24 protein-coding genes, 1 tRNA gene and 2 rRNA genes are annotated in these 21862 nt (G+C 44.1%); 23 read left to right on the forward strand and 4 right to left on the reverse strand.

The features are described from left to right. The 5 genes from R7Z10_RS04665 to R7Z10_RS04685 all read left to right on the forward strand — a co-directional run. Window positions 1-249 (forward strand): 23S ribosomal RNA (locus R7Z10_RS04665); the annotation flags it as partial. A 94-nt stretch (window positions 250-343) separates the two neighbouring features. Continuing rightward, window positions 344-460 (forward strand): 5S ribosomal RNA (rrf, locus tag R7Z10_RS04670). A gap of 101 nt (window positions 461-561) precedes the next feature. Next, window positions 562-652: transfer RNA gene (locus R7Z10_RS04675), tRNA-Ser, on the forward strand. A gap of 277 nt (window positions 653-929) precedes the next feature. Further along, window positions 930-1691, forward strand: coding sequence for a cytosolic protein (locus R7Z10_RS04680; protein ID WP_213870206.1), 762 nt, complete (start codon window positions 930-932; stop codon window positions 1689-1691). A 103-nt stretch (window positions 1692-1794) separates the two neighbouring features. Then, window positions 1795-2826 (forward strand): hypothetical protein, encoded by a 1032-nt coding sequence (locus R7Z10_RS04685; RefSeq protein WP_005374275.1) that lies wholly within the window; start codon window positions 1795-1797, stop codon window positions 2824-2826. A gap of 163 nt (window positions 2827-2989) precedes the next feature. Here the strand turns inward: R7Z10_RS04685 and R7Z10_RS04690 are convergent, their stop codons facing one another. Next, window positions 2990-3346, reverse strand: coding sequence for a YibL family ribosome-associated protein (locus tag R7Z10_RS04690; protein WP_005374274.1), 357 nt, complete (start codon window positions 3344-3346; stop codon window positions 2990-2992). 85 nt (window positions 3347-3431) lie between these two features. After that, window positions 3432-4427 carry a 2-hydroxyacid dehydrogenase gene (locus R7Z10_RS04695; RefSeq protein WP_064369510.1) on the reverse strand — a complete coding sequence of 332 codons (996 nt, stop codon included), beginning with the start codon at window positions 4425-4427 and terminating at the stop codon, window positions 3432-3434. 242 nt (window positions 4428-4669) lie between these two features. On the opposite strand from R7Z10_RS04695, the gene R7Z10_RS04700 reads away from it, so the two are divergent. Beyond that, complete coding sequence (locus R7Z10_RS04700; protein ID WP_017819702.1) at window positions 4670-5152, forward strand: murein L,D-transpeptidase family protein; 483 nt, start codon at window positions 4670-4672, stop codon at window positions 5150-5152. Between the two features lie 35 nt (window positions 5153-5187). On the opposite strand, the gene R7Z10_RS04705 is transcribed toward R7Z10_RS04700, so the two are convergent. Continuing rightward, on the reverse strand, window positions 5188-5898 hold the full coding sequence (locus tag R7Z10_RS04705; protein WP_005374268.1) for a glycerophosphodiester phosphodiesterase family protein: 711 nt from the start codon (window positions 5896-5898) through the stop codon (window positions 5188-5190). A 230-nt stretch (window positions 5899-6128) separates the two neighbouring features. On the opposite strand from R7Z10_RS04705, the gene R7Z10_RS04710 reads away from it, so the two are divergent. The 9 genes from R7Z10_RS04710 to R7Z10_RS04750 all read left to right on the forward strand — a co-directional run bounded on the left by R7Z10_RS04710 (window position 6129) and on the right by R7Z10_RS04750 (window position 15422). Beyond that, on the forward strand, window positions 6129-6794 hold the full coding sequence (locus R7Z10_RS04710) for a response regulator transcription factor (RefSeq protein ID WP_005386018.1): 666 nt from the start codon (window positions 6129-6131) through the stop codon (window positions 6792-6794). Continuing rightward, window positions 6794-8167, forward strand: a complete 1374-nt coding sequence (locus R7Z10_RS04715; RefSeq protein ID WP_054579203.1) for a sensor histidine kinase — start codon at window positions 6794-6796, stop codon at window positions 8165-8167. The genes R7Z10_RS04710 and R7Z10_RS04715 overlap by 1 nt, the downstream gene beginning before the upstream one ends. Before the next feature lie 207 nt (window positions 8168-8374). Continuing rightward, the gene (locus R7Z10_RS04720) at window positions 8375-10468 is read left to right on the forward strand and encodes a TonB-dependent siderophore receptor (protein WP_213871503.1); all 2094 of its coding nucleotides are present in this window, start codon (window positions 8375-8377) and stop codon (window positions 10466-10468) included. A gap of 74 nt (window positions 10469-10542) precedes the next feature. Next, on the forward strand, window positions 10543-11310 hold the full coding sequence (locus tag R7Z10_RS04725; protein ID WP_005374260.1) for a DUF3450 domain-containing protein: 768 nt from the start codon (window positions 10543-10545) through the stop codon (window positions 11308-11310). After that, on the forward strand, window positions 11311-12678 hold the full coding sequence (locus R7Z10_RS04730) for a MotA/TolQ/ExbB proton channel family protein (RefSeq protein WP_053350833.1): 1368 nt from the start codon (window positions 11311-11313) through the stop codon (window positions 12676-12678). Continuing rightward, the gene (locus tag R7Z10_RS04735) at window positions 12678-13232 is read left to right on the forward strand and encodes a MotA/TolQ/ExbB proton channel family protein (protein ID WP_017635540.1); all 555 of its coding nucleotides are present in this window, start codon (window positions 12678-12680) and stop codon (window positions 13230-13232) included. The genes R7Z10_RS04730 and R7Z10_RS04735 overlap by 1 nt, the downstream gene beginning before the upstream one ends. Next, window positions 13229-13633 (forward strand): biopolymer transporter ExbD, encoded by a 405-nt coding sequence (locus R7Z10_RS04740; protein WP_005374257.1) that lies wholly within the window; start codon window positions 13229-13231, stop codon window positions 13631-13633. Before R7Z10_RS04735 ends, R7Z10_RS04740 begins: the two co-directional genes overlap by 4 nt. After that, complete coding sequence (locus tag R7Z10_RS04745) at window positions 13633-14253, forward strand: energy transducer TonB (RefSeq protein ID WP_005374256.1); 621 nt, start codon at window positions 13633-13635, stop codon at window positions 14251-14253. Before R7Z10_RS04740 ends, R7Z10_RS04745 begins: the two co-directional genes overlap by 1 nt. Further along, a complete protein-coding gene (locus R7Z10_RS04750; RefSeq protein WP_005374255.1) occupies window positions 14250-15422 on the forward strand; it encodes a hypothetical protein in 1173 nt (390 codons plus the stop codon). Before R7Z10_RS04745 ends, R7Z10_RS04750 begins: the two co-directional genes overlap by 4 nt. A 66-nt stretch (window positions 15423-15488) precedes the next feature. Here the strand turns inward: R7Z10_RS04750 and R7Z10_RS04755 are convergent, their stop codons facing one another. Beyond that, a complete protein-coding gene (locus R7Z10_RS04755) occupies window positions 15489-15977 on the reverse strand; it encodes a hypothetical protein (protein WP_318104145.1) in 489 nt (162 codons plus the stop codon). A gap of 379 nt (window positions 15978-16356) precedes the next feature. On the opposite strand from R7Z10_RS04755, the gene R7Z10_RS04760 reads away from it, so the two are divergent. The 8 genes from R7Z10_RS04760 to R7Z10_RS04795 are packed head-to-tail and all read left to right on the forward strand — an operon-like array spanning window position 16357 to window position 21855. Then, window positions 16357-16986 (forward strand): PepSY-associated TM helix domain-containing protein, encoded by a 630-nt coding sequence (locus tag R7Z10_RS04760; RefSeq protein ID WP_021035904.1) that lies wholly within the window; start codon window positions 16357-16359, stop codon window positions 16984-16986. A 20-nt stretch (window positions 16987-17006) separates the two neighbouring features. Next, complete coding sequence (locus R7Z10_RS04765; RefSeq protein ID WP_025768071.1) at window positions 17007-17546, forward strand: DUF2271 domain-containing protein; 540 nt, start codon at window positions 17007-17009, stop codon at window positions 17544-17546. A gap of 15 nt (window positions 17547-17561) precedes the next feature. Beyond that, window positions 17562-18392: a DUF4198 domain-containing protein gene (locus tag R7Z10_RS04770; RefSeq protein ID WP_005374252.1), complete on the forward strand. Its 831-nt coding sequence runs from the start codon at window positions 17562-17564 to the stop codon at window positions 18390-18392. Window positions 18393-18434: 42 nt separating this feature from the next. Then, window positions 18435-18755: a hypothetical protein gene (locus tag R7Z10_RS04775; RefSeq protein WP_005374251.1), complete on the forward strand. Its 321-nt coding sequence runs from the start codon at window positions 18435-18437 to the stop codon at window positions 18753-18755. After that, window positions 18752-19303: a DUF6162 family protein gene (locus R7Z10_RS04780; RefSeq protein WP_318104147.1), complete on the forward strand. Its 552-nt coding sequence runs from the start codon at window positions 18752-18754 to the stop codon at window positions 19301-19303. The genes R7Z10_RS04775 and R7Z10_RS04780 overlap by 4 nt, the downstream gene beginning before the upstream one ends. A gap of 22 nt (window positions 19304-19325) precedes the next feature. After that, window positions 19326-20252 (forward strand): metal ABC transporter solute-binding protein, Zn/Mn family, encoded by a 927-nt coding sequence (locus R7Z10_RS04785; RefSeq protein WP_005374249.1) that lies wholly within the window; start codon window positions 19326-19328, stop codon window positions 20250-20252. Further along, window positions 20252-20980 (forward strand): metal ABC transporter ATP-binding protein, encoded by a 729-nt coding sequence (locus tag R7Z10_RS04790; RefSeq protein ID WP_017635536.1) that lies wholly within the window; start codon window positions 20252-20254, stop codon window positions 20978-20980. The genes R7Z10_RS04785 and R7Z10_RS04790 overlap by 1 nt, the downstream gene beginning before the upstream one ends. Beyond that, window positions 20980-21855 carry a metal ABC transporter permease gene (locus R7Z10_RS04795; protein WP_005393560.1) on the forward strand — a complete coding sequence of 292 codons (876 nt, stop codon included), beginning with the start codon at window positions 20980-20982 and terminating at the stop codon, window positions 21853-21855. Before R7Z10_RS04790 ends, R7Z10_RS04795 begins: the two co-directional genes overlap by 1 nt. Window positions 21856-21862 lie beyond the last annotated feature (7 nt).

A 21862-nucleotide genomic window follows, 5' to 3' on the forward strand; every position in this document is an offset into this window, starting at 1 on the left:
TACGAGAGGACCGGAGTGGACGAACCTCTGGTGTTCGGGTTGTGTCGCCAGACGCATTGCCCGGTAGCTAAGTTCGGGATCGATAACCGCTGAAAGCATCTAAGCGGGAAGCGAGCCTTGAGATGAGTTCTCCCTGATACTTTAAGTATCCTAAAGGGTTGTCGTAGACTACGACGTTGATAGGCAGGGTGTGTAAGCGTTGTGAGGCGTTGAGCTAACCTGTACTAATTGCCCGTGAGGCTTAACCATACAACACCCAAGGGGTTTTGATGGACTCAATGAAAGAACATTGAATGTGTAAGAACGAGAATTAAAAAAACAGCTTTCCGAATTAAAGAATTTGCTTGGCGACCATAGCGTTTTGGACCCACCTGATTTCCATGCCGAACTCAGAAGTGAAACGAAATAGCGCCGATGGTAGTGTGGGGCTTCCCCATGTGAGAGTAGGACATCGCCAGGCTTTAAACATCGCTTTCAAGTTTCCTTTTCACTTGGTATAACTGAAGGCAAAACTAAAAATTAGCATCAATAGTATAAGACTAAGTTTTAGTAACAATTTGTGGAGAGATGGCTGAGTGGTTGAAAGCACCGGTCTTGAAAACCGGCATACGTTAATAGCGTATCTAGGGTTCAAATCCCTATCTCTCCGCCACTTTTAAAAAAACCGCTGTTCTTACAGCGGTTTTTTTGTATCTGCTGTTTTTTAACCGCTGTTATCGAAACTTCTAATTGGTTTTTCTCTAGCTCTTTCTCCAAGTTTTTGCGTACCTACATTGGGTTTAGTTTACGCAGTAATACCTTCAATCGAAGACATTTCCATACGTGTCATTTGGGCTTCAAATAGAGCTTTGTTAAGTCTCAACGTGGGATGCTTAAACGCATTTTGATAGAGTCCCAGTCTAAATACTGCAAATGTACTTGGAGAAAAAATGAAGCTACTTTACTGGTTAGATGAATGGCAAGCTCTTACTCAACAAGAACAAGAGACGGCTTTACCTATCTCTGGCTACGATTTACTTGATGATGTGTTTGTGAAGTATGAACTCGTCGATCTTAACAAGCCATTGTTGTTCACATTTTCTCCTTCTGGTACTGATGTGCAGGTACAAGACTTAACTCCGGATTTTTCTCCTTGGGGCTACGAGCTCGGAATACAACAAAAAGTAAACATTATTGCCTTTCAACATTTAGGACAAAGTAATTGGTTCCGTAGTCGGAATTTGATTTTCTTTCTGGAGCAGCTATCTGAGTTGCTTCATCCCTTCAAATGTCGTTTGGGTTATGGGCAAAGTCGAGGTGGCTTTGCAATTGGCGCGTTCGCTAACTTGCTGAAACTAGAACATCTTTTGTTGTTTTATCCTGTTAGCACTAAAAATAAAGCGTTAGTGCCTTGGGATGATCGGCCGAGTACTGAGCTTGCTCAGCAGTTTGCTTGGGAAAGCGGCTACCATGATCGAGATTTGGGCAATGCCAAAGGTTATATTATTTATGACCCATCCAATCGCATTGATCGTCTTCATGCTGAACGTTATCCAGAGCTTACCCATTTAAAAGTCGTCGGTATGGGACACGGCACTCAATCCACACAATTAGATAAATTAGAATTTTTTAATCTGGTGGCGCAGGAGTTTGTTCGCCATCAAACCTTAGATATTGACCAATTTAATAAGCAAATTCACGCTTTGTTTTAAAAGAGGACTGATATCAGAGTCCCCTGTAACCAGGGGGAGATGATCACACACTAAAAACTAGATTTTTAACACAATTGCTAGGCGCAATTTAGATGGAGGATTAATGAAGTTACTGTACTGGTTGGATGAATGGCTGGCTCTTTCTCGTGAAGAACAGCAAACCAGGCTACCGATGTCCGGGGAGGACTTACTTGATGATGTATTTGTTAAGTATGAGTTTGTCGACCGCAATAAACCGTTGTTGTTCACCTTTTCCCCTGCTGGTACGAATCTACAAGTACAGGACTTACACTCAGACTTTGCGCCTTGGGGCTATCGCTTAGCCCAGAAACAAAAAGTAAATATTATTTCATTTCAGCACCTTGGGAAAAGTAATTGGTTTCGCAGCCGTAATTTGATTTTCTTTCTAGAGCAGCTATCAACTTTACTTGAGCCTTTTGAATGTCGTTTAGGTTATGGGCTTAGCCGCGGTGGTTTTGCTATTGGTGCCTTTTCCAATCTATTAAAGTTGGATCAAGTATTGATGTTTCACCCGGTCAGCACAAAAAACAAAGTTTTGGTGCCATGGGATGATAGGCCAAGTACTGAACTAGCCCAACAATTTGATTGGGAAGGAAAGTATCACGACCTTGACCTTGGCGATGCAAAAGGCTACATCATTTATGATCCAACTAATGAAATCGACCGCCTTCACGCCAAACGCTACCCAGAGCTCACTCACTTGAGAGTCTTTGGGATGGGACATGGTACCCACGCGACGTATTTGAATAAATTCGGTTTTTATAAGCAAGTGGCCGTAGACTTTATACGTTATCAGAAGATAGATATAGCGCAGTTTCGTCATCAGACCAAAACGCTGCGCTTAAAAGAAGATTACTATCAGTGCCTTAACAAGGCGAATGCGAGTTCACAGCATCGTTTAAACTTACTGAGTACCGCTCATAATGTACTAATTGAAGAAAAGAAAGAACATGTGAAGGAGCATCAAGCGCAAATCGATATTCAGCCACTTGTTGATATTGCACTTAAGCATGAGTATGACAACCCGCAAGATGCAGTACAGCTTTTGGAAGTCGCTCAGCAGTTGGTTCCGAATGATCCCGTTGTGGAGCACAAGTTGCAGCAACTGTCGTAACGTTGAGATGTAATGCGGACGATATTGGTCGAAATAGGTCAGTGGCTTTTGTCGCTGGCCTTTTTAATAGCTTATGGATTGATATTTCGATGAAATCTAATGAAGCAGTACAAAATAAAAAGCCCAAGCAAATGCTTGGGCTCCATAAATGTTAATGCGAGTTTTAAAACTCTTTTGGCGCAAAGCCTGTCATCACATCAAGGCGAAGTTCTTTACCAACTTTTGTTAATGGGTGAACGATTACTAAGCCGCGTACACGTTTTTTCAGTTTGCCGATGTCCGCTTGTTCTGCTTTGGTGATTTCACGAGAGAAAGGCATATCAAGTAAGCTTTTACGTTCTTTGTTCAGCTCATAGTTTTGCTTGTGCTTTAACTGGTTAAGCTTTTTGGTCAGCTGTTCTACTTCATCCGTGAACTTTGTAATCATTTCGTGATCACCACGAGAACGTGCCGCATCAAGTTTACGTTGGCATGTATCTAAACGGTTGTGCAGCTTTTGAATATCAGTTTTTATGCTCATGGTAATTTGGCTCAAATTTTAAATAGTCGAGGAGTATAGCATAGCTGAGATCACACGCTCTACTATACTTCTCGATTGTCTGGCTTTAGTTAATCAGTTCATTGCCCGATACGTTACCAGAGAAAAAGGCTTCGACGTTATCAAGCGTCACAGAGGCAATATTATTCAGTGCTTCGTGAGTCAAGAATGCTTGGTGGCCAGTAAACAGCACGTTATGACAAGCCGATAAACGGCGGAAAACATCATCTACAATGACATCGTTAGATTTATCTTGGAAGAATAAGTCTTTTTCATTGTCATACACGTCTAGGCCAAGCGCACCAATCTTACCTTGTTTCAACGCTTCTATCGCGGCTAGTGAATCTAGCAACTCGCCTCGACTGGTGTTAATGATCATTACACCATCTTTCATTTGCGCGAAGGCTTTTTCGTTCAATAAGTGATAGTTTTCTTCACTCATTGGACAATGGAGAGAGATAATATCCGCATTAGCGTAGATTTCTTCAAGCGAACAGTAACGGGCTCCCATTTCTAGCGCTAATGGGTTTTCGTAGGGGTCGTAGCAAAGCAGTTCCATGCCAAGCCCTTTGAAGATACGCATCGTCGCGATACCAATCTTACCCGTACCAATAACACCAACGGTTTTTCCGAAAAAGTTAAAGCCAACAAGACCTTCTAGCGAGAAGTTGGCGTCACGTGTCCGTTGGTAGGCCTTGTGAAGACGGCGGTTTAGGCACATCATTAAACCAACCGTGTGCTCTGCCACTGCCTCTGGTGAGTAAGCAGGAACTCGAACCACTTGTAAACCTAGTTCTTTGGCTGCTTGTTGATCAACTTTATCAAATCCCGCGCAGCGCATAGCAATAAGCTTGGTCCCGCCCAGAGAAAGCTGTTTAAGGACAGGAGCTGAAAGATCATCATTAACAAACGCACATACGACTTCACTGCCGTGTGCCATCTTGGCTGTTTTTTCGGTTAGTCGGAAGTCGTGATAGTGAAATTCAAAATCGCGGTTATTTTTAATTTTATTAAAAGAGGCTTCGTCGTAGGATTTTGCACTAAAAAAAGCAATGTTAATCATGGTTCCCTCTCAAAAAGTGCGGACTTTATAAATAAATATGCTTATAAAGTAATGCAACTTAGCCGCAATGAATAGAGAAATCTTCTCTTTGACTTTTGTTGTATCAAACAACAACAAGAAGTACGCCTTTCAGCGAGTGCTATCTTACGGTTCCGCATTAGATACTGTTTGCTTTACGAGCATTAACTGACTAGCATTATCGCTCTTTTCTTGTTCACTTTATTAGCTTAGGCGTTACGACAATGTCAGTAAAATGGTGCTCTATGTTCTTGTGTTGTGTGTTTGCTTCTGGCACTCACGCAGCTGTTGACCTCGTTAAAGTCGACAAGTCTAAGCGTCGAATGTATTTGATGGAACAAGGAGCAGTGCTAAAAGAATACCGAATTGCTTTAGGAGCGAACCCTCAAGGACATAAACAAGAAGAGGGAGACAATCGCACGCCAGAGGGCGAGTACACTCTAGATTATGTTATAGAGGACTCTGCTTTTTATCGTTCTGTGCATATCAGTTACCCTGATGCGATTGATACGTTGGAAGCGAAGCGCCGAGGTGTGTCCCCTGGAGGGAACATCAAAATTCATGGCTTAAAAAACGGTGAGAGTCAGTTGCCGATTTACATCCAAAGTTTTGATTGGACTAATGGGTGTATTGCGATTACCAACGAGGAGATGGACGAATTTATCCAGCTTGTCGAGATGGGGACACCAATTCAGATTGAGTGGTAATAAAAGGTCCCCTTTAATGTTCTGGCTCTTATAGGCTATGGCATAAAGCGCTGTGGATGATCACTAAAAATACCGTCTAACTGAGGCAGGTATTTCAGTTTATTTGGATTGTTCACCGTATAGCACATCACTTTGTAACCGGCTTGTTGGAGTTTGTTTATCTGGCGAGTACGAACCCAGTTAATGTTTAGGTTGCAGCTATAGGCACTAACTTCTTCCAAAAGGCGTTTATCTTTTCTCGTAAAGAATTCACTTAACACACCCAATCGGTAGCCACTGCAGTATTTGTGCATCGCTCTAATGACGTCATGACTAAAGCTCGATAGGAGTACATTCTCTTGCGGCATTGGACTTTTTGTTAACGCATTGGCGAGAGTCTGCGCCACTTCTTCCGCTGGATGGTTGTCTACTTTAACTTCGATATTCAAGTTAAGCTTATTCTCAGTAGCTAAAGTGAGCAGTTCATCTAGTGTCACGATCTTCTCGCCTGAAAAGTCTGTGCTAAACCAACTACCGAAATCTAATGCTTTTAACTCTTCCAGGGTGAGCTCATCAACACGGCCTTGTCCATTGCTGCATCGATTGACGGTATGATCATGGCAAACCACTAAAACATTATCTTTGGTAGGCTGTATATCCACTTCCACCCACTTTAATCCCAGGTCAATGGCTGCTTGAATGCTTATTTTTGTATTCTCAGGGTATGAACCTGCCACGCCACGGTGACCAATTAATAACGTTTCCATTCGCTTTATCTTTTGCTTTGCGGTTGCCAGATTGTACTCGTTTTTTCTATGAAGATATATCTAGGTGCATATTGTTAGGAACCTTTAGTAAAAGTGAACATTAAACTCTAATGGCACGTTGCTGCTTCTTGGACTGAGTCCTGTGGACTTAAAGCCTTAGAGTGTGTAGTTGTTTAATTGGTAAATGAGTAATAAAATGCGAACCATTTTTATTTGAATGGTGAGTGGTAATGTCACGAGTTTTGATAGTCGATGATGACGTTCCTTTGTGTGAGCTGTTAGAAGCGGTTTTGCAAGAGGAGGGCTACATCGTCTCTTCTGTACATTGCGGTGAAAGTGCGCTGCAATATATGGAAAAAACGCCTGTAGATCTTGTATTGCTTGATGTCATGTTACCAAACCTTAACGGTATGCAAGTTGCTCGTAGGATCTGTCAGCGCTTCGCGACACCTATCCTAATGCTTACCGCTCTCAACGATGAAAACTCGATGCTTGATGGTTACCAAGCGGGGGCCGATCAGTATATCGGAAAGCCCTTTAATGTCGCTGAGCTTCTAATGCGCATCAAAGCGATTCTTCGTCGTGTTGGCTTGGAACGTCAACGTCAGACGATGTGTAGTACCGTTCAAACGATCAGTGACCAGCTTAATAGCTTACCCCTCACAAGTACGGAAGCTGAACTATTGAGCTACTTGGTAAAAAACCAAGGAGTCGTGATTTCAAAAGCAGAGCTTCAAACTGAAGTGTTAAAGAAAGAGCTGAGTCCTTTTGATCGCAACCTTGATATGCACATCAGTAACATACGTCGCAAGTTAGTTGAAGCGGGGCTTTCCAAGCAACATATCAAAACCTTCCGTGGCAAAGGTTACAGTTATTTAGAGGCTGTAAACCGTTAATGAAGCTCCGGTGTCCACCTTTTATTGCAAAACGTAAAGATAGCTTAGCGTTCAAGTTATTTAGTTGCATGACCGCAATTGTCATTAGTATTTTGGTCGTGCAATCCTTAGCGGAACAAGCTCTGGTGAAAGCCATGTTGAAAGTGCCCGATAGTGTGCGAGAAGAAATGCTAGACCTTGCACATCAAGCCAATGTATTGATTGAGCACGGAGACATGGACGAACTTGCTGACTGGGCAAATGCGCAAAACTTTTATTTATTTGTGTTGAATGAACATCAGCAACCAGTTACGCACCGTCTGATGCATCCGCACTTCGAGTTCAAACTTCAATTTAAGAGAAGCATTGATGATCAACTTGAGGGGAAAGTGAATCGCCCCATCATCAATATTCCTTTAGTTCATGGCAATACTTTAGTGATTCAGTTGCCACATCGACTGCACCCTGCAAATGACTTCATTCTGTATTTCTCTATTCTCAAAGTCGTGATTGCAGTGGTTATTTTGGCGCTCTTTTCACTGCTAATGGCACGTAACTTACAGCAACCATTGGATCGATTGAGAGAAGCAAGCAAAAAGCTATCTAATGGCGATTTTAATGTCAGTGTCGTGAAAGAGCTGAAGTCGAGCACGCGTGAGTTTAACGAGTTAGCGCAAGACTTCGATCACATGACGCAACAGATTCATTCTCTCGCTGAAAAGCAGCGACTGCTTATAAGAGATGTCTCTCACGAATTGAGAACGCCGTTAGCGAGGCAGAACTTGGTTCTGCATCTTTTGCGAAAGCGTGTTGGAGAAAGTGAGCAAAGCCTAGTGACAAGGCTAGAAGATGAAGCAAAAGAGCTAAACCATTTGATCAGCGATATATTGGAGTTCAGTCGCTTGGAAAATGCGCGCTTCGACAAAGCCACGAAACGCTGTGATTTAGAAGTTTTGCTCTCCCCGCAAGTAGAACGTTGCAAAATAGATTTGAAGTCAGAACAGACGTTGTCTTTCCGCTCAGAAGCTGTATGTGCTAAAGCCATTTGTGAAGAAACGCTGGTCATTCGTTGTTTGAACAATCTTATTGGTAATGCCATTAAATATTCAGGACAAGCATCTCAGATAGAAGTTTCTCTGGAAAATTATGTCAAAGAAGGGCAGCAATTCACCACCATGTCAGTATCTGATGATGGGCCTGGTATTCCAGAGAACAAGCTGGTCGATATTTTTGATCCGTTTACACGCTTAGATGCTTCTAGAGATAAAAAGCTTGGTGGCTACGGTTTAGGTCTTGCGATTGTCAAAGAATCCATGCGTATTATGGGTGGAGCAGTCACGGCGAAAAACCGTGAGCAAGGCGGTTTGAGGGTTACTTTAGTGTTCAAGCAATAAGTATGATTAAGTTGTAATTTTTGTGATTAATGTCACATTATCATGGCGCATCATCAGAGAGTACTTTACAAAAGTTTGCAAATGCAAAGAATGTAAATTTAATGCAAATGGTAATACTTATCACTTATATTCACCCGCGAAATAATTAAGAGGGAATCGCATTCAACAAGTATGTGACCCGAAAAATAATAATCGGAGTGAAAGGATATGTTTACTAAGAGCCATTTGGCGTTAGTGATCGGTGCAGTGTTAGCAACACCTGCAGTGGCGGAAGTTCAAACAGACGAACATGTAGTTGTAGAAGGTCGAGAGTTCGGCTACAAGGCAGATACAAACAGTACAGCAATGCGCATGGAAATGACGCAGCTGGAAACGCCGGGACAAGTAGCGGTTATCGATGAAACGGTAATTGATGAGCAGCGTGCAAGTACACTTGGTGAAGTGCTACGTAACGATGCAAGTGTTAGCGCGGGTGGTACAAGCCGTAACCGCGAACGTTTCTCTCTACGTGGTTTTGAACTTAGCAGTTCAGACGGTTTTCTTCGTGATGGTCGTCAACACTGGTCACACTACCGTCAGCCAATTGAGCTTTTAGAGCGTGTTGAAGTGCTTAAAGGTCCATCAGGTCTGCTATACGGTAAATCTGAGCCGGGTGGTTTGGTAAACATGGTTTCGAAAAAACCAACAACTCAAACACAAGCAAGTTTGAGTCAAGATCTAGGTTCGAATGATCACTCACGCACTGTGCTTGATGTGAGCGGCGCGCTAAATGATGCAGAGACACTGCGAGCGCGCGCAATTTTTGCCAAAGAAAGCTACGGCTCTTGGCGCAGGTACGGTGATGGCACTGAGCCTAAAACAGATCGTACGGTAGCTGGCCTAGTGGTTGAGTACGATATCACAGACAACTTTATGGTATCGGCTCATTACGATCGCACGAAAGACGATGGTAGCGTGGACTCTGGCGCATACATTGTTGATGGCAAAGCGGTTCGCGGTGATAAGTACATTTGGGATGCGCAGTGGTCTGAAATTGATAACGAAGTAGAAAACTACGGTGTCGATATTAATGCGCAAGTCACGGATAACGTGAACGTAAAAGCAGGTTACAACCGCCAAGACTTTAAGCGTTTTGATGTAGAGTCTTACCCTAAGTTTGATCAGTATGAAGAGTTAAATACGATTAAGCATCGAGGCAACGATCGCTCCGATAATTGGGTATTTGATACTGCATATATAGATGTGACGACGGACTTTACTTTGTTCGGTACGGAAAATACGTTGTTAGTGGGCGCTAACTACTTAGATTACAGTTATGATCGCTTTATGGCATTTCATAATGAGGCGAGTATTGCGCCAGGAGAAACGGTGCCTAAGCCTAGCTATCGTAGTTCGAAGAAATCACCAACTGCTGAGTACGATACTTGGGGTATCTACGCGCAAAATATGATGACGATTAATGATTACTGGCAAGTGCTTGCAGGTGTTCGTTATGACGAAAAGCGTGATGATGAACTGACCGAAAACCAGGTTTCTCCAAAATTTGGTGTCATTTTCCACCCATCGACGAATGGCTCGGTTTACGTTCAGTATTCTGAAAGCTTCATGCCTCAAGGTGAAGTCAGCAACGGTAGTCGTACCTACATCAATGAAGGTGAGAAACTCGACGCTGAGCGTGGTATCTCTTATGAAATCGGTACGAAGTGGGAACTGTTTGATCAGCGTTTATTTGTATCTGGTGCTGTGTTTGATATCACATTAGAGAACATCTCGCTGGATGTTGAAAGCGGCAAAGACGCGGGCGGCAATCTCCTACACAAGAAAACGCAAGGTGGTGAGCAAGTTCACAAAGGCGCTGAGTTAATGGCTCAAGGTTTTGTGACCCCAGAGTTGTCGCTAACCGCTTCTGCAATGTATTTGGATGCAGAGCTTAAGAAGGCAGAAAGATATGAAGGTAACCGCCCTGTAGACGTGCCAGAGTTCTCGGCAAGTCTATGGTCTAGCTACAAGGTTCAAGACAACACTAACTTAAACCTTGGTTTGATTTATGAAGGTGATCGCTACGGTGATGCAAAGAACACCTTCAAGAAAGATGGCTACGCTCGCGTTGATATGGGCGTGTCATACAAACATAAGTACGATGAAAACTTGGATATCATTGCTCGATTCAATGTCGAGAATTTATTCGATACCGACTACTTCGCAGGTGGTGGTAGCACGAATGGCGAGCAAAAAGGTGCGAGTGGGGTTGTGGTTGGAGAAAGCCGCAACTACATGGCAACAATCCAGTTCAAGTACTGATAACAATTTGATTATTAAAGGGGAAGGGTAGTCTTCCCCTTTGGTCGTTTTTGGAACACAGAAATATAACTCGTATGAATCTAATGAAATCAAGTATCGCTCTGTTGATATCATCGGTTTTGATTCCCGCTCACGCGGCGAACTTAAACGATGCACAAGCTGTGCAGAGTAAAACAAACCAGTCGTCGGCGGTAAGCCAAAAACGTATTGATGCAAGCGCAGAAAAATCACTTACTCTAGAAGCTGAAATTGAGCAGCTGCAAGAAGAAGTCGGTAACTTGAAGATTTATCGCGATCATCTTGCAAGCCTTGTTGAGAGCCAAAATCAAGAAGTTGATAGCTTGAACGAGCAAATTGAACAGATTGCTCAAACTCGTCAAGGTGTCGTGCCTTTAATGTATCACATGCTTGAGGGCTTAAAAGTGCTCGTCGCTAACGACAAGCCTATACGCAAAGCGCAACGTGAGGAGCGAATTGCAAAGCTGGATTCCATGATGACGCGTGCAGACGTTGCGGATGCAGAGAAGTTTCGTCGTATTTTAGAAGCGTACCAAATTGAAATGGATTACGGCACCAAGCTTGGCGTTTACCAAGGCAAGATTAACCTGGGTGACAATGAAGCTGTGGAGGCGGACATTCTCTATTTAGGCCGTTTGTCTTTGGTAGCGCGTAGCTTATCTGGTGACACATTTTGGAGCTGGTCACAGCAACAACAAGCATGGCAACAAGTGGGTTCTGAGCAAAAATCAGAGCTAGACAAAGCGTTCGCTATGGCGAATAAACAGATCGCGCCGAGTATGTTAACTCTGCCAGTGTCGTTAACCGCTGCGGAGGGCAAATAAATGATGAAAAAATGGTTATCGGTTGCATTAATCTCGACAGCCGCATTAATGCCTTATACAACTTTTGCTAGTGATGCGTTGTTACAAAAGGCGCAGCAAGAAAATCGTCAACAGCAATCGCACAATGTCGCGCGTGAATCAGGTTTTAAGCAAACAGAGCAAGACCTACAGGCTATAAAGAATAAATTGGTGGCAGAGCGTGCTGCTCTTCAAGCAGAGGCGGACTCATTAAGTGTTACCTTCGGTGAAAATGAAGCAGAACTGGCACAGCTAGAAGAAAAGTTGCGTCTAGAAACCGGGAGCCTAGGTGAGTTATTTGGCGTCGTTCGCCAGAACGCAAAAGAGCTAGAGTCTGAGCTAAAAAGCTCAGTAACCGGTGTAGATGCAAACTCATATCAGAAAGATATCGATGCTATTGTTGCGGCTAAATCACTGCCAACGTTGACCCAACTTCAGGCGATGTGGCGCAGCATGGAAGAACAAATCAAAGCAAGCGGTGAAATGGCAAACGTCTCTTTCACACTGCTAAATGGCGAGGGTCGTGAACAAACGGTTAGTGGTGTTCGTCTTGGTTCTATGGCGCTGCTGGATGACACTGGCTACGTTAAGTGGAATGGTCAACGCGGAGATGCGGTAAACTATCTTCGTCAGCCTGAAAGCGGTCCAACAGCGAATACTATTTCCTCTGGTGACATTGATGCGCTTGTCATAGATCCGTCACGTGGCATTCTTCTTGAGCAGCTCGCAAACTCACCGACTTTGGCTGATCGCCTAAATGCGGGTGGCGTTGTCGGCAAAATCATCCTTGGTTTATTGGCTATCGGCCTATTGATTGCGCTCGTACGTGGTGCATCTCTGATGATTTCGCGCCAGAAAATCATGAAGCAACTGAAAACCCCAGCGCAGCCAGGAAACAACCCTTTGGGTCGCGTGCTTGCGGTATACCAGAAAGACAAGCATCGCAGCGTAGAAGCGTTAGAACTACGTCTTTTGGAAGCTGTTGTTGATGAGCAAACCCACCTAGAAAAAGGGTTGTCGATGCTTAAGCTTCTTGCTGCTCTAGCTCCTATGCTTGGCCTACTAGGCACGGTAACGGGTATGATCGAAACCTTCCAAGTCATCACTCAATTTGGTAATGGTGATCCGAAAGTAATGGCGGGTGGTATTTCAATGGCACTTGTGACTACCGTACTTGGCCTTGTTTCAGCCATGCCTTTGCTATTAGCGCACAACGTATTGAGCTCTCAAGCAGAAAATATTCGCAGTATCTTAGAAAAACAAGGCATCGGTTTAGTTGCAGAACAAGCTGAGCGTGATATGCCGAGTAACAAAAGTCACTCTAACACCTTAGCGGAGAACGCAGCGTAATGGAGCAGATCCTACTCAGCACATTGGGTTTGATCAGTGAGGATTGGGCCACAACCTTGATGAGCTTTATGCAGCAAGGTGGTCAAATCCTATGGTGGCTGGCCGCCGTCGTGGCGGTGTGCTGGCTGTTGGTTATGGAGCGAGTTATTTATCTCACAACGGTTTTCCCTGGGGTAAAAAAACAGCTTTGTGAGCAGTGGCAAGCAAGATCAGAGCACCACTCTTGGTACGCGCATCAAATCCGTGAAGGATGGATTGCAAAAGCGCAAATCGAACTGCGCCAAAACCTATCGACTATTAAGCTACTTGTGGCGGTTTGCCCAATGCTAGGGTTGTTAGGGACGGTGACAGGCATGATTACGGTGTTTGACGTAATGGCATCGCAAGGCAGCAGCAATCCGAAATTGATGGCTTCTGGTATCTCACTTGCTACGCTGCCAACCATGGCAGGTATGGTAGCAGCGCTTGCGGGCATGTTTATTCATGCTCGCCTTAGCAAAGTGTGTGAACGAAAAGCTATCCAGTTAGAACAATCTTTAAGGAGTCAAAAGTGAGACTCGGACGCAGACCTAACCAACAAGATGAAGCTCAAGTCGATTTAACCTCGATGCTTGATATCGTCTTCATCATGTTGATCTTCTTCATTGTGACCAGTTCGTTTGTACGTGAATCCGGTGTAGAAGTGAATCGCCCTCAGGCTTCTAATGTAGTAAGCCAAAAAGATGCGGGCATTTTTATCGCAGTAACGGCAGCGAATGATGTGTACATCGACAAACGAGTGGTTGATATTGAGCGTGTTGAGGCCTCTATTGAGCACTTGTTACTTGATCAGCCTGATGCCTCGTTAGTTATCCAAGCTGACGAGCATGCTTACAATGGCACTGTCGTGAAAGTGATGGACGCTGCAAAGGCGGCGGGTGTGAAGAACATTGCATTGGCGGCGGAGAAACCTTAATGGGCAGGCTGTTACTTGCACTACCAGCATCACTGTTAATTTCTGTGAGCTTGTTTAGCTTTATGGCGTGGATGGTTGATAAAGGCAACCAGCGTGCACCAGAAGCTTCAGAAGCCGTTCGTTTTGATATGGTGATGGTAGAGAATGAAGCAGACGTGCAGCGTCGTCAACGTTCAGTGCCGGAGCAACCAGAACCACCTCAAGCGCCGGAGCCAATGGATCTGTCTCAAGCTGACACTCAAATGGAACCAATGAGTCAGATGACGCCAGTCAGTGCTTTAGGTTTAAACACTGCCCTTGAAGGTATCGCGATCAGTGCCCCAAACTTGAAGGGAACAATGGGCAACCAGCAAGCACTGCCGTTGTATCGTGTTGATCCTCGCTATCCAAGTAAGGCGCTGAAACGTAGAGTGGAAGGTTATGTCATTATGCGTTTCACGATCGATGCAACTGGACGACCAAAAGATATTGAAGTGATCGAGGCTGAGCCCGAGCGCATGTTTGAAAGGGAAGCAATCCGTGCGCTTAAAAAATGGAAGTATCAGCCAAAAGTTGAGGATGGTGTGTCAATTGAGCAGTTCGGACAAACCGCTAAAGTGGAGTTCAAGTTAGCCAAATGATGAAAAAATTCTTAATCGGTACGGTATTAAGCCTGAGTGCACTCTCAACCATTGCCAGTGAGTTAAGCCAATACACCGCAGCGAGAGTTCAACGAGCACACAACTTGGCTCAAGAGGAGAAACTAAAAGAAGCGATTTCATCTCTTGAGGCTATGGAGCTTTCTCGTGGATATGACCAAGCTTATGTCGCTCGAATGTTGGGTATTTTTTACTGGCAGAACGAGCAAACTCAAGCGGCGATTAAGCAACTTGAGTTGGCAGTCAATAGTGGTTTGCTACAAGATGAGCAAGCATGGCAAACCCGAAAAATGTTGGCTGATATACTACTAAACGAGCAACGTTTTTCTAAGGCTTTACCTCATTACTATGCCTTGAGCAAAAACATTCCTAAAGGTCAAAAAGCGCATGAGCTATGGCTGCGTATTTCCCAATCTCATTATCAACTGAGTCAGTGGCAAAAAGTGCTTTCAGCAATGGCTCGTTATGAGAAATTTGGTCAGCCAGACAAGCTTGGCGCATTGTCGATAAAGCTTTCTGCTGAGCTAGAACTGAAAAAGTGGAAGCCGGCAATCTCGACCATCAAACGCTTAATCGTGATTGAACCTGAGCGAATTGAATGGTGGCGTCAGCTTGTTGCTCTATACCTACGGGTTGATGACAACAAACGTGCCCTAGACTCTTTGGCGTTGGCAAAACTGAAAGGGTTACAACTTAGCCAAGATGACTTAAAGCTGCTGGCACAATTGTACGCGAAACGAGGTATTCCTGAGAGAGCTGCATTGGTGATGAACGAGCTAGAGGATGTAAACTCGAATAGTAAGCTAAAAGCTCAGCAAGCAACGTATTGGCAAATGGCAAAAGAGTGGGAAGAGTCTATTGATAGCTGGCGTATTGCAGCTCAGCTAGATAGGCAGTATTACTGGAACTATTCTCAACTGCTGGTGCAAGAAGGCCATTATAAAGATGCCATTGCCGCGCTCGATAATGTCAGAGGTCGTAAAGCGGATGTTGCACTTATCAAAACTCGCGCTTACTACAAACTTAAGCGGTTTGACGATGCGCTCGCTAATGCCAAAAGAGCGAATGAGATTAAGCCATCGAATCAGGCAAAAAGTTGGGTTAAGTATCTATCACAGCTACGCAAAGTAGAATCGACGCAGAACTCATAGCGAACATTTTTATTAAATACCCGAGCTCAGTCTCGGGTATTTTTTATCTAAAGTCATAAAGGCTATTTACTGCATGAGTTTTTCATAAAAGGCTAACGCATCAAATGGTCGGGAGAAAAAGGGGCTTTTCTCTATATATTCTTGATGTACTTTGCTCAGTGTTTCAAACTTTTCTATAGATGTAGGTTCGATATGAAAAGTAAGGCTTTCAGTCGATTCTACAAGCTTTAATGTTGAGGTTCTTGAAGCGTTATTTTTTGCTATTAATAAGTAATATGCTAGTTCTTGTTTCTCTTTTAAGACACAAGCTTCAAAAGCTTTTTCGCTTAAAAAAGGTAGAGCAGGAGTTAATGCTTCTATATGGTTCTTTGAATACTCTAGGGTTTGTTTGTCAGGTGTATTCTGGTCTGCCATAGATTCGCACAGCTTTATCTTAGCACCATAATTATCGATAGATTGGCTTACGTTGTTAAACAAACTGGCTTCAAACTTTTCACTTGCGAAAGTGACACTTGAGAAAAGTGATAAGAGAATTATTCCAACATTCTTGTTCATATTTTTCCTTCTGAACTACACCATAACGTTTGGCTAGCATCAGAAAATCTTCTCTATCTAACCCTACACTAACTTCTTAGCTTACCTTTTTTATCTAGTTTATGGATAGCTTTTAAGCTTTTCATTAAATATACATAAAGGCGCATTTTGGTGGAGTCTATCCCACTTTTTAGTATTGGAAATATCATTAAATTTTGAGTCATTAAAATTGATAGGGTTATTATCTAGAGGGTAGGCAATCGGTAACTCGCATTGGCCCAAATAGCTAAAACATTTGCAAGCCAAGCTGAATTGAAAAAGTAAACAATGTAAATTAAATGCCAATACGAATGATTATCACCTAAATTATGCCCCACATTTATTGGTGATGATTGTTTCTATGTTGCTTAAAAGCAAAGGTGTTCAAACTTGGGCTCGCCGCCTACATATCTATATTTCGATGGCTCTTCTCTTAGTTACGCTGTTTTTTGCAGTAACTGGTATTACCCTCAATCGCCCCGAATTGTTTGAACGCAGTGAACCTATCATTCAACAACATACTCTGACGGTTCCGCACTCAGTTCTATTCTCACATTCAGATACCTTTCAACCTAATCGTGAAGAACTGGTAGCTTTCTTGACTAAAGAAACCGAGCTTCGCGGCACTCCCTCCGCACTAGATGTGTATACCGAAGTTGAGCAAGGTGAGTTGTTACTCGGAGAGCTTTCTATGGATTTTAAAGGCCCGGGTTATAACGCTACGGTCTTTATTGATATGACTACTGGTGCAGCAGACGTCGAAACGACGCACTACGGTATTGTTGCGCTGCTGAACGATCTACATAAAGGACGCAACAGTGGTGGGATTTGGAAGTGGTTTATCGACGTCACTGCGCTTTTGATGGTGTTTTTTGTTCTTACAGGCGTGTGCTTGTTACTGCCTAAGAAGAAGACGCTCAGAACGTCAATGCAATGGATGAGCTTTGGTACGTTACTGTCGCTCGTAATTTATTTTGTTGCTGTTCCATAACAGCTTTTTAGAGAACACTTATGTTGAACACAGGAAGATTTTTCCGCCGTAATCACTTTTGTAAAGCCGCTTTGATCGCGGCTTTTACTCCTTTCTCTCTTTCCGCGGCGCCTCTACCAGATAACGCGAAGGTCGACTTCGAACTCGAACTTCCAAAGATAGATACCTCAATGTATGCACGCCCTTATGTGGCGGTTTGGGTTGAAAACGATCAGCGTAAACCGGTTAAAACCATTCAGTTATGGGTAGGGAAAGACGAATGGTTAAAAGATCTACGCAGCTGGTGGAGAAAAACGGGTCGTTATGATCGTGAACTTGTTGATGCGGTGACTTCTGCAACACGTCCTGCTGGTCAGTACCGCTTTGTCTGGGATGGAACCAATGACTCAGGGGAGCGTTTGGAACAAGGAAATTACACGTTGTACGTCGAAGTCGTTCGTGAACACGGTGGGCGAAACTACTTACGTCAAAAAATAACGCTAGCGGACAGTGACGTACGCTATGAGCTTAAACCAACACAAGAGACGGGTGTCATCACCGTCAATTATCAAGTTAAGTGATTAAAGGACACAACAATGAAAACCAAAATGAAAGCAGTGGCATTGGCGAGTGTAATGGCAATGGGATTGGCTGTAACCACCACCGCACAAGCACATCCACGTTGGGTTCTGCCCTCTCACTTTACGGTTTCTAAAGAAGGCGGTGACTGGCTGACATTTGATGTTACTGCCTCTCACGGAACGTTTGTTTTTGATAAGCCTGCGGGTAGTGACCAGGCATTTGTGGTGATGCCGGATGGCCGCTCTGAGCGTCCTAACTTTGTTGTTCGTGGCAAGCGTCGCTCTATGTTTGATTTCTTTTTTACAGAAGAAGGCACGCACAAAGTCGCGATTAATAATCAGCCGAGCTACTACACACAATACAAAGCGGGCCGTCGTGATACGGTGAAATGGGCGCGAGCAAACAAAGCTGAGCGTGGTGACGTGCTTCCTGAGCAAGCGCGTGATGTGGTTACTCAACTAAGTTACACCCGAGCAGAAAGCTACATTACGGTTGGTATGCCAACGGACAAAGCGTTGGAGATTGAAGGCAAAATGCTGGAGATGAAACCGATCACGCATCCATCGGACATCATTGAAGGTGAGCCTGTGACTTTCCAGTTTTTCTTTAACGGAGAGCCACAAGAGGGCGTTACTGCTGAGATTACACGTGAAGGTACCATGTACCGAAACCATCAAGAACAAATCGATGTGGTGAGCGATAAAGATGGCAAAGTGATCTTCACGCCAGAAGTCGCCGGGCGCTACTTAATGAAAGCGAACTACAAAGGTGAATTAAAAGATAATCCATTGGCGGATAAAGCGAGTGCCAATGTTCACCTTACGTTTGAAACTCAACTTAACTAATCGAATTAGGCTCAGCAATTGCTGGGCCATTTTGGAATTATCATGAATAACACTTCTCTTCTAAAAGCGGTTTTGCTTTTTTCTGGATTTGCGTCCTTTCACGCTGCTGCACATTTTCCTCTGATGAGCTGTCACTTGGCGCAAGATAAAGTGATTTGTGAAGCGGGCTACTCGGATGGATCGACAGCGGTCGACTACGATGTCGAAATGTACGATTACGACGACAATCTGATCGCCAAAGAAAAAACAGATAAGCGTTCCATCGCAGAATTTACTCACCCTGAAACAGATTTCTATTTGGTATTTGATGCCGGACATGAAAGCCCGGTGGAAGTGGATATCGTTGAGCTGAAAGAGAAATGAGTGTACAGAAAGTTCGCCCTGATGATGGTAACCGAGAAGGAAAGTGGGTCGCACTGACAATCGCAGCAATTCTCAGTTCAGCAGCCATACTTATGCCCTACCATCAGGTCGCGACTGAAAAGCCAGACATGCAGTCTCATCAAGTGTTAATCACGGATTTACATCAAAATGAGTTGGGGTTGATCGCTGAGCTTAAGCTCGCTCATGAAGAGATTCGTGATTTGCAGTTAGATACCGGAACTTGGCCTGAGATCTCTGATATGGAGGTGCTTTGGATTGCTCCGTTCGTGAAAGACCAAAACTGGAAGCGTAAAGGTTCTCATCAGTGGCAACGAATTGATGACGGTGTCTACATTGGCGTGAAGACCAGTGCCCAAGGCTCTGCTTCCATGCTGTTGGATAGCCGCAGTTCTCAAGCTGATATTTGGCTTAATGATTCTAGCCGTTCGTTAAATGTGGAGGGACTAAGCGATCTAGCTAAACGCCACGATTTCGGGTGGAAACAAATCGTTCTGTCAGACTCTTCCTCTCATTCTCACGCCCATTAAGACAACATAATTGATAAGTACTATGATCAAACGCTCTCTTTTACGTCGTATTCTTACAGCCACCGCGTTATTGACGGTGTCTTCTACTGGCTTTGCTGCCGATAAACTCAGTATTGGTATTACGCTTCAACCTTATTACAGCTATGTTAAAGCCGTTGTTGGTGAGAAGGCGGACATCGTTCCTTTGGTTGATGCTGGTTTTAATCCTCACAACTATTTGCCACAACCTAATGATCTTAAGCGCTTAAATGAAATGGACGTAATAGTGATCAATGGTATTGGTCATGACGATTTTGCACTGAAAGTGATCAAGGCTTCTCAGCGTGATGATCTCGTGGTTATAGAAGCGAACAAAGAAGTGCCTTTATTGCCCGCTATGGGGCAGTCTGTTGGTCAAGGAGCAGTGAACCCTCACACCTTTGTCGGTCTATCAACAACCATTCAAAAGGTTTACACCATCGCGAGTGAGCTAAGCCAATTGGACCCAGACAATGCTACGTTCTATCGCCAAAATGCTCGTAAATACGCGAAAACATTTCGCCTGATGAAGCGTGATGCAATGTTGTCTCTTGGTGAGTTGGACACGGCTGGTATGAAGGTGGCGACAACCCACAATGCTTACGGATATATCCTTCAGGAGTTTGGTGTTGACGTTGCCGCTGTCATTGAGCCTGCTCATGGTGTAGAACCAAGTGCAAGTCAGCTACAGGAAACGATAGAGAAAATTCGTGAATCGGGCATTGATGTTCTGTTTTATGAGCTCAATATGCCGAATCGCTTTGTTGATACCATCGAAGAGGCGACTGGGGTGCAGCTTTATCGCTTTTCTCACATGACTCACGGTGAGTATGAGGCCGATAAAGTTGAGGTTGAGATGCGAGATAATGTGGAAACACTAATCGAAGCCATGAAATTTGTGGCGAGTAAGCGAGCAGGGGAAAAGGCGTAATGACTGGACCTTCCGTTTCCTTAAGTAACGTGGGCCTAAAATACGCCGACAATATCATTTTGCAGAACATCAGCGCCGAATTCGAGAACGCGAAATGTCACGTGATTATGGGACCGAATGGTGGTGGGAAAACTTCTTTGCTTCGTTCGGTACTTGGACTTACGCCATTTTCGGGAAACATTGCACTCAATTGGCCAGAACCATCAGCTGCATCGGGGAAGATAGGGTATGTGCCACAAAAAGCGATGTTTGAAGCAAGCCTCCCGTTAACCGTGATGGATTTTGTACTGCTTAACCAAACCCGTATCCCTCTATTTTGGCGACGTAAAACGAAACAAACTCAACATGCCCTGGCCCAGCTGGATCGCGTGGGTATGGCAACGCGTAGCGACCGTCGTATGGGGCAACTCTCTGGCGGTGAGCAACAGCGTGTTTTGTTTGCGCAAGCTTTACTGGATGAGCCCAATTTATTGGTTTTAGACGAACCTACAACTGGCATGGATGAGCAAGGTGTTCGATATCTTGAAGGTTTGATTCATGAAGTCGTTGGAGAAGGCAAAACGGTACTGGCAGTACACCATGACGTGACCGCAGTGCGCCGTTTAGATGCGCAGGTCCATGTTGTAAATCGTCAAATTGTGGCGTCAGGGCACCATTCAGATGTACTAAGTCCTGATCGTATAGAAACATTATTCAAGCACTACACAGCAAAAGTGGAGGCTGCATAATGGATTGGTTGCGAGAGTTAGCGGTTAGCGGCGTTGAAGCTGGATGGTTAAGCGATAGCTTTTCTTATGCTTTCATGGTGAACGCAATTGTTGCAGCGCTGATATTAGGACCATTACTTGGTGGTCTTGGTACATTAGTCATCGCCAAGCGACTGGCTTTTTTCTCTGAAGCGGTTGGGCATGCTGCGCTTACCGGAATCGCGATTGGTGTGTTGCTCGGTGAGCCGCCAGAGAATCCGATCATCGGATTGTTTAGCTTTTGTATGATTTTTGCGCTGTTGCTTCACTTTGTTCGTAATCGTACGAATGTACCTTACGACACACTGGTTGGGGTTTTTCTTGCACTAGCGTTAGCGGTTGGTGCTGCGCTGTTAATGTACGTTGCTCGCAAGATCAACATTCACATGTTGGAGAACGTGTTGTTTGGCTCGATCTTGACTGTGACGGACAACGATATCCTTATTTTAGCGATCAGTTGTTTGATCATATTACTGCTTCTTATTCCAACGTTTAACCGCATTTTGCTGACTTGTATTAGCCCGGATATTGCACGTGTACGCGGCTTTAATACCAGCTTTTATGATTACTTATTTGTCATGATGATCACCTTGGTCACCATCGCCGCGGTAAAGATTATTGGCGCTGTATTGGTTGGTGCATTGCTACTGATTCCTGGTGCAACGGCTCGGTTATTGACTAAACGCATGGGCAGTTTTGTTCTCCTTTCTTCTTTATTGGCAACCATTGCGTGTTTAGTAGGAACCATACTGCCGATGGAGCTTGAGCTACCAGTGCCATCAGGCGCATCCATCATCATTGTTTCTGCGGCATTTTTCCTAACAGCAACGGTTTACCGAATTATCCAAAAAGCGTAACCCTTTT

The organism is Vibrio sp. Vb1018 (assembly GCF_033338775.1).
GTDB classification, from domain to species: domain Bacteria; phylum Pseudomonadota; class Gammaproteobacteria; order Enterobacterales; family Vibrionaceae; genus Vibrio; species Vibrio alginolyticus.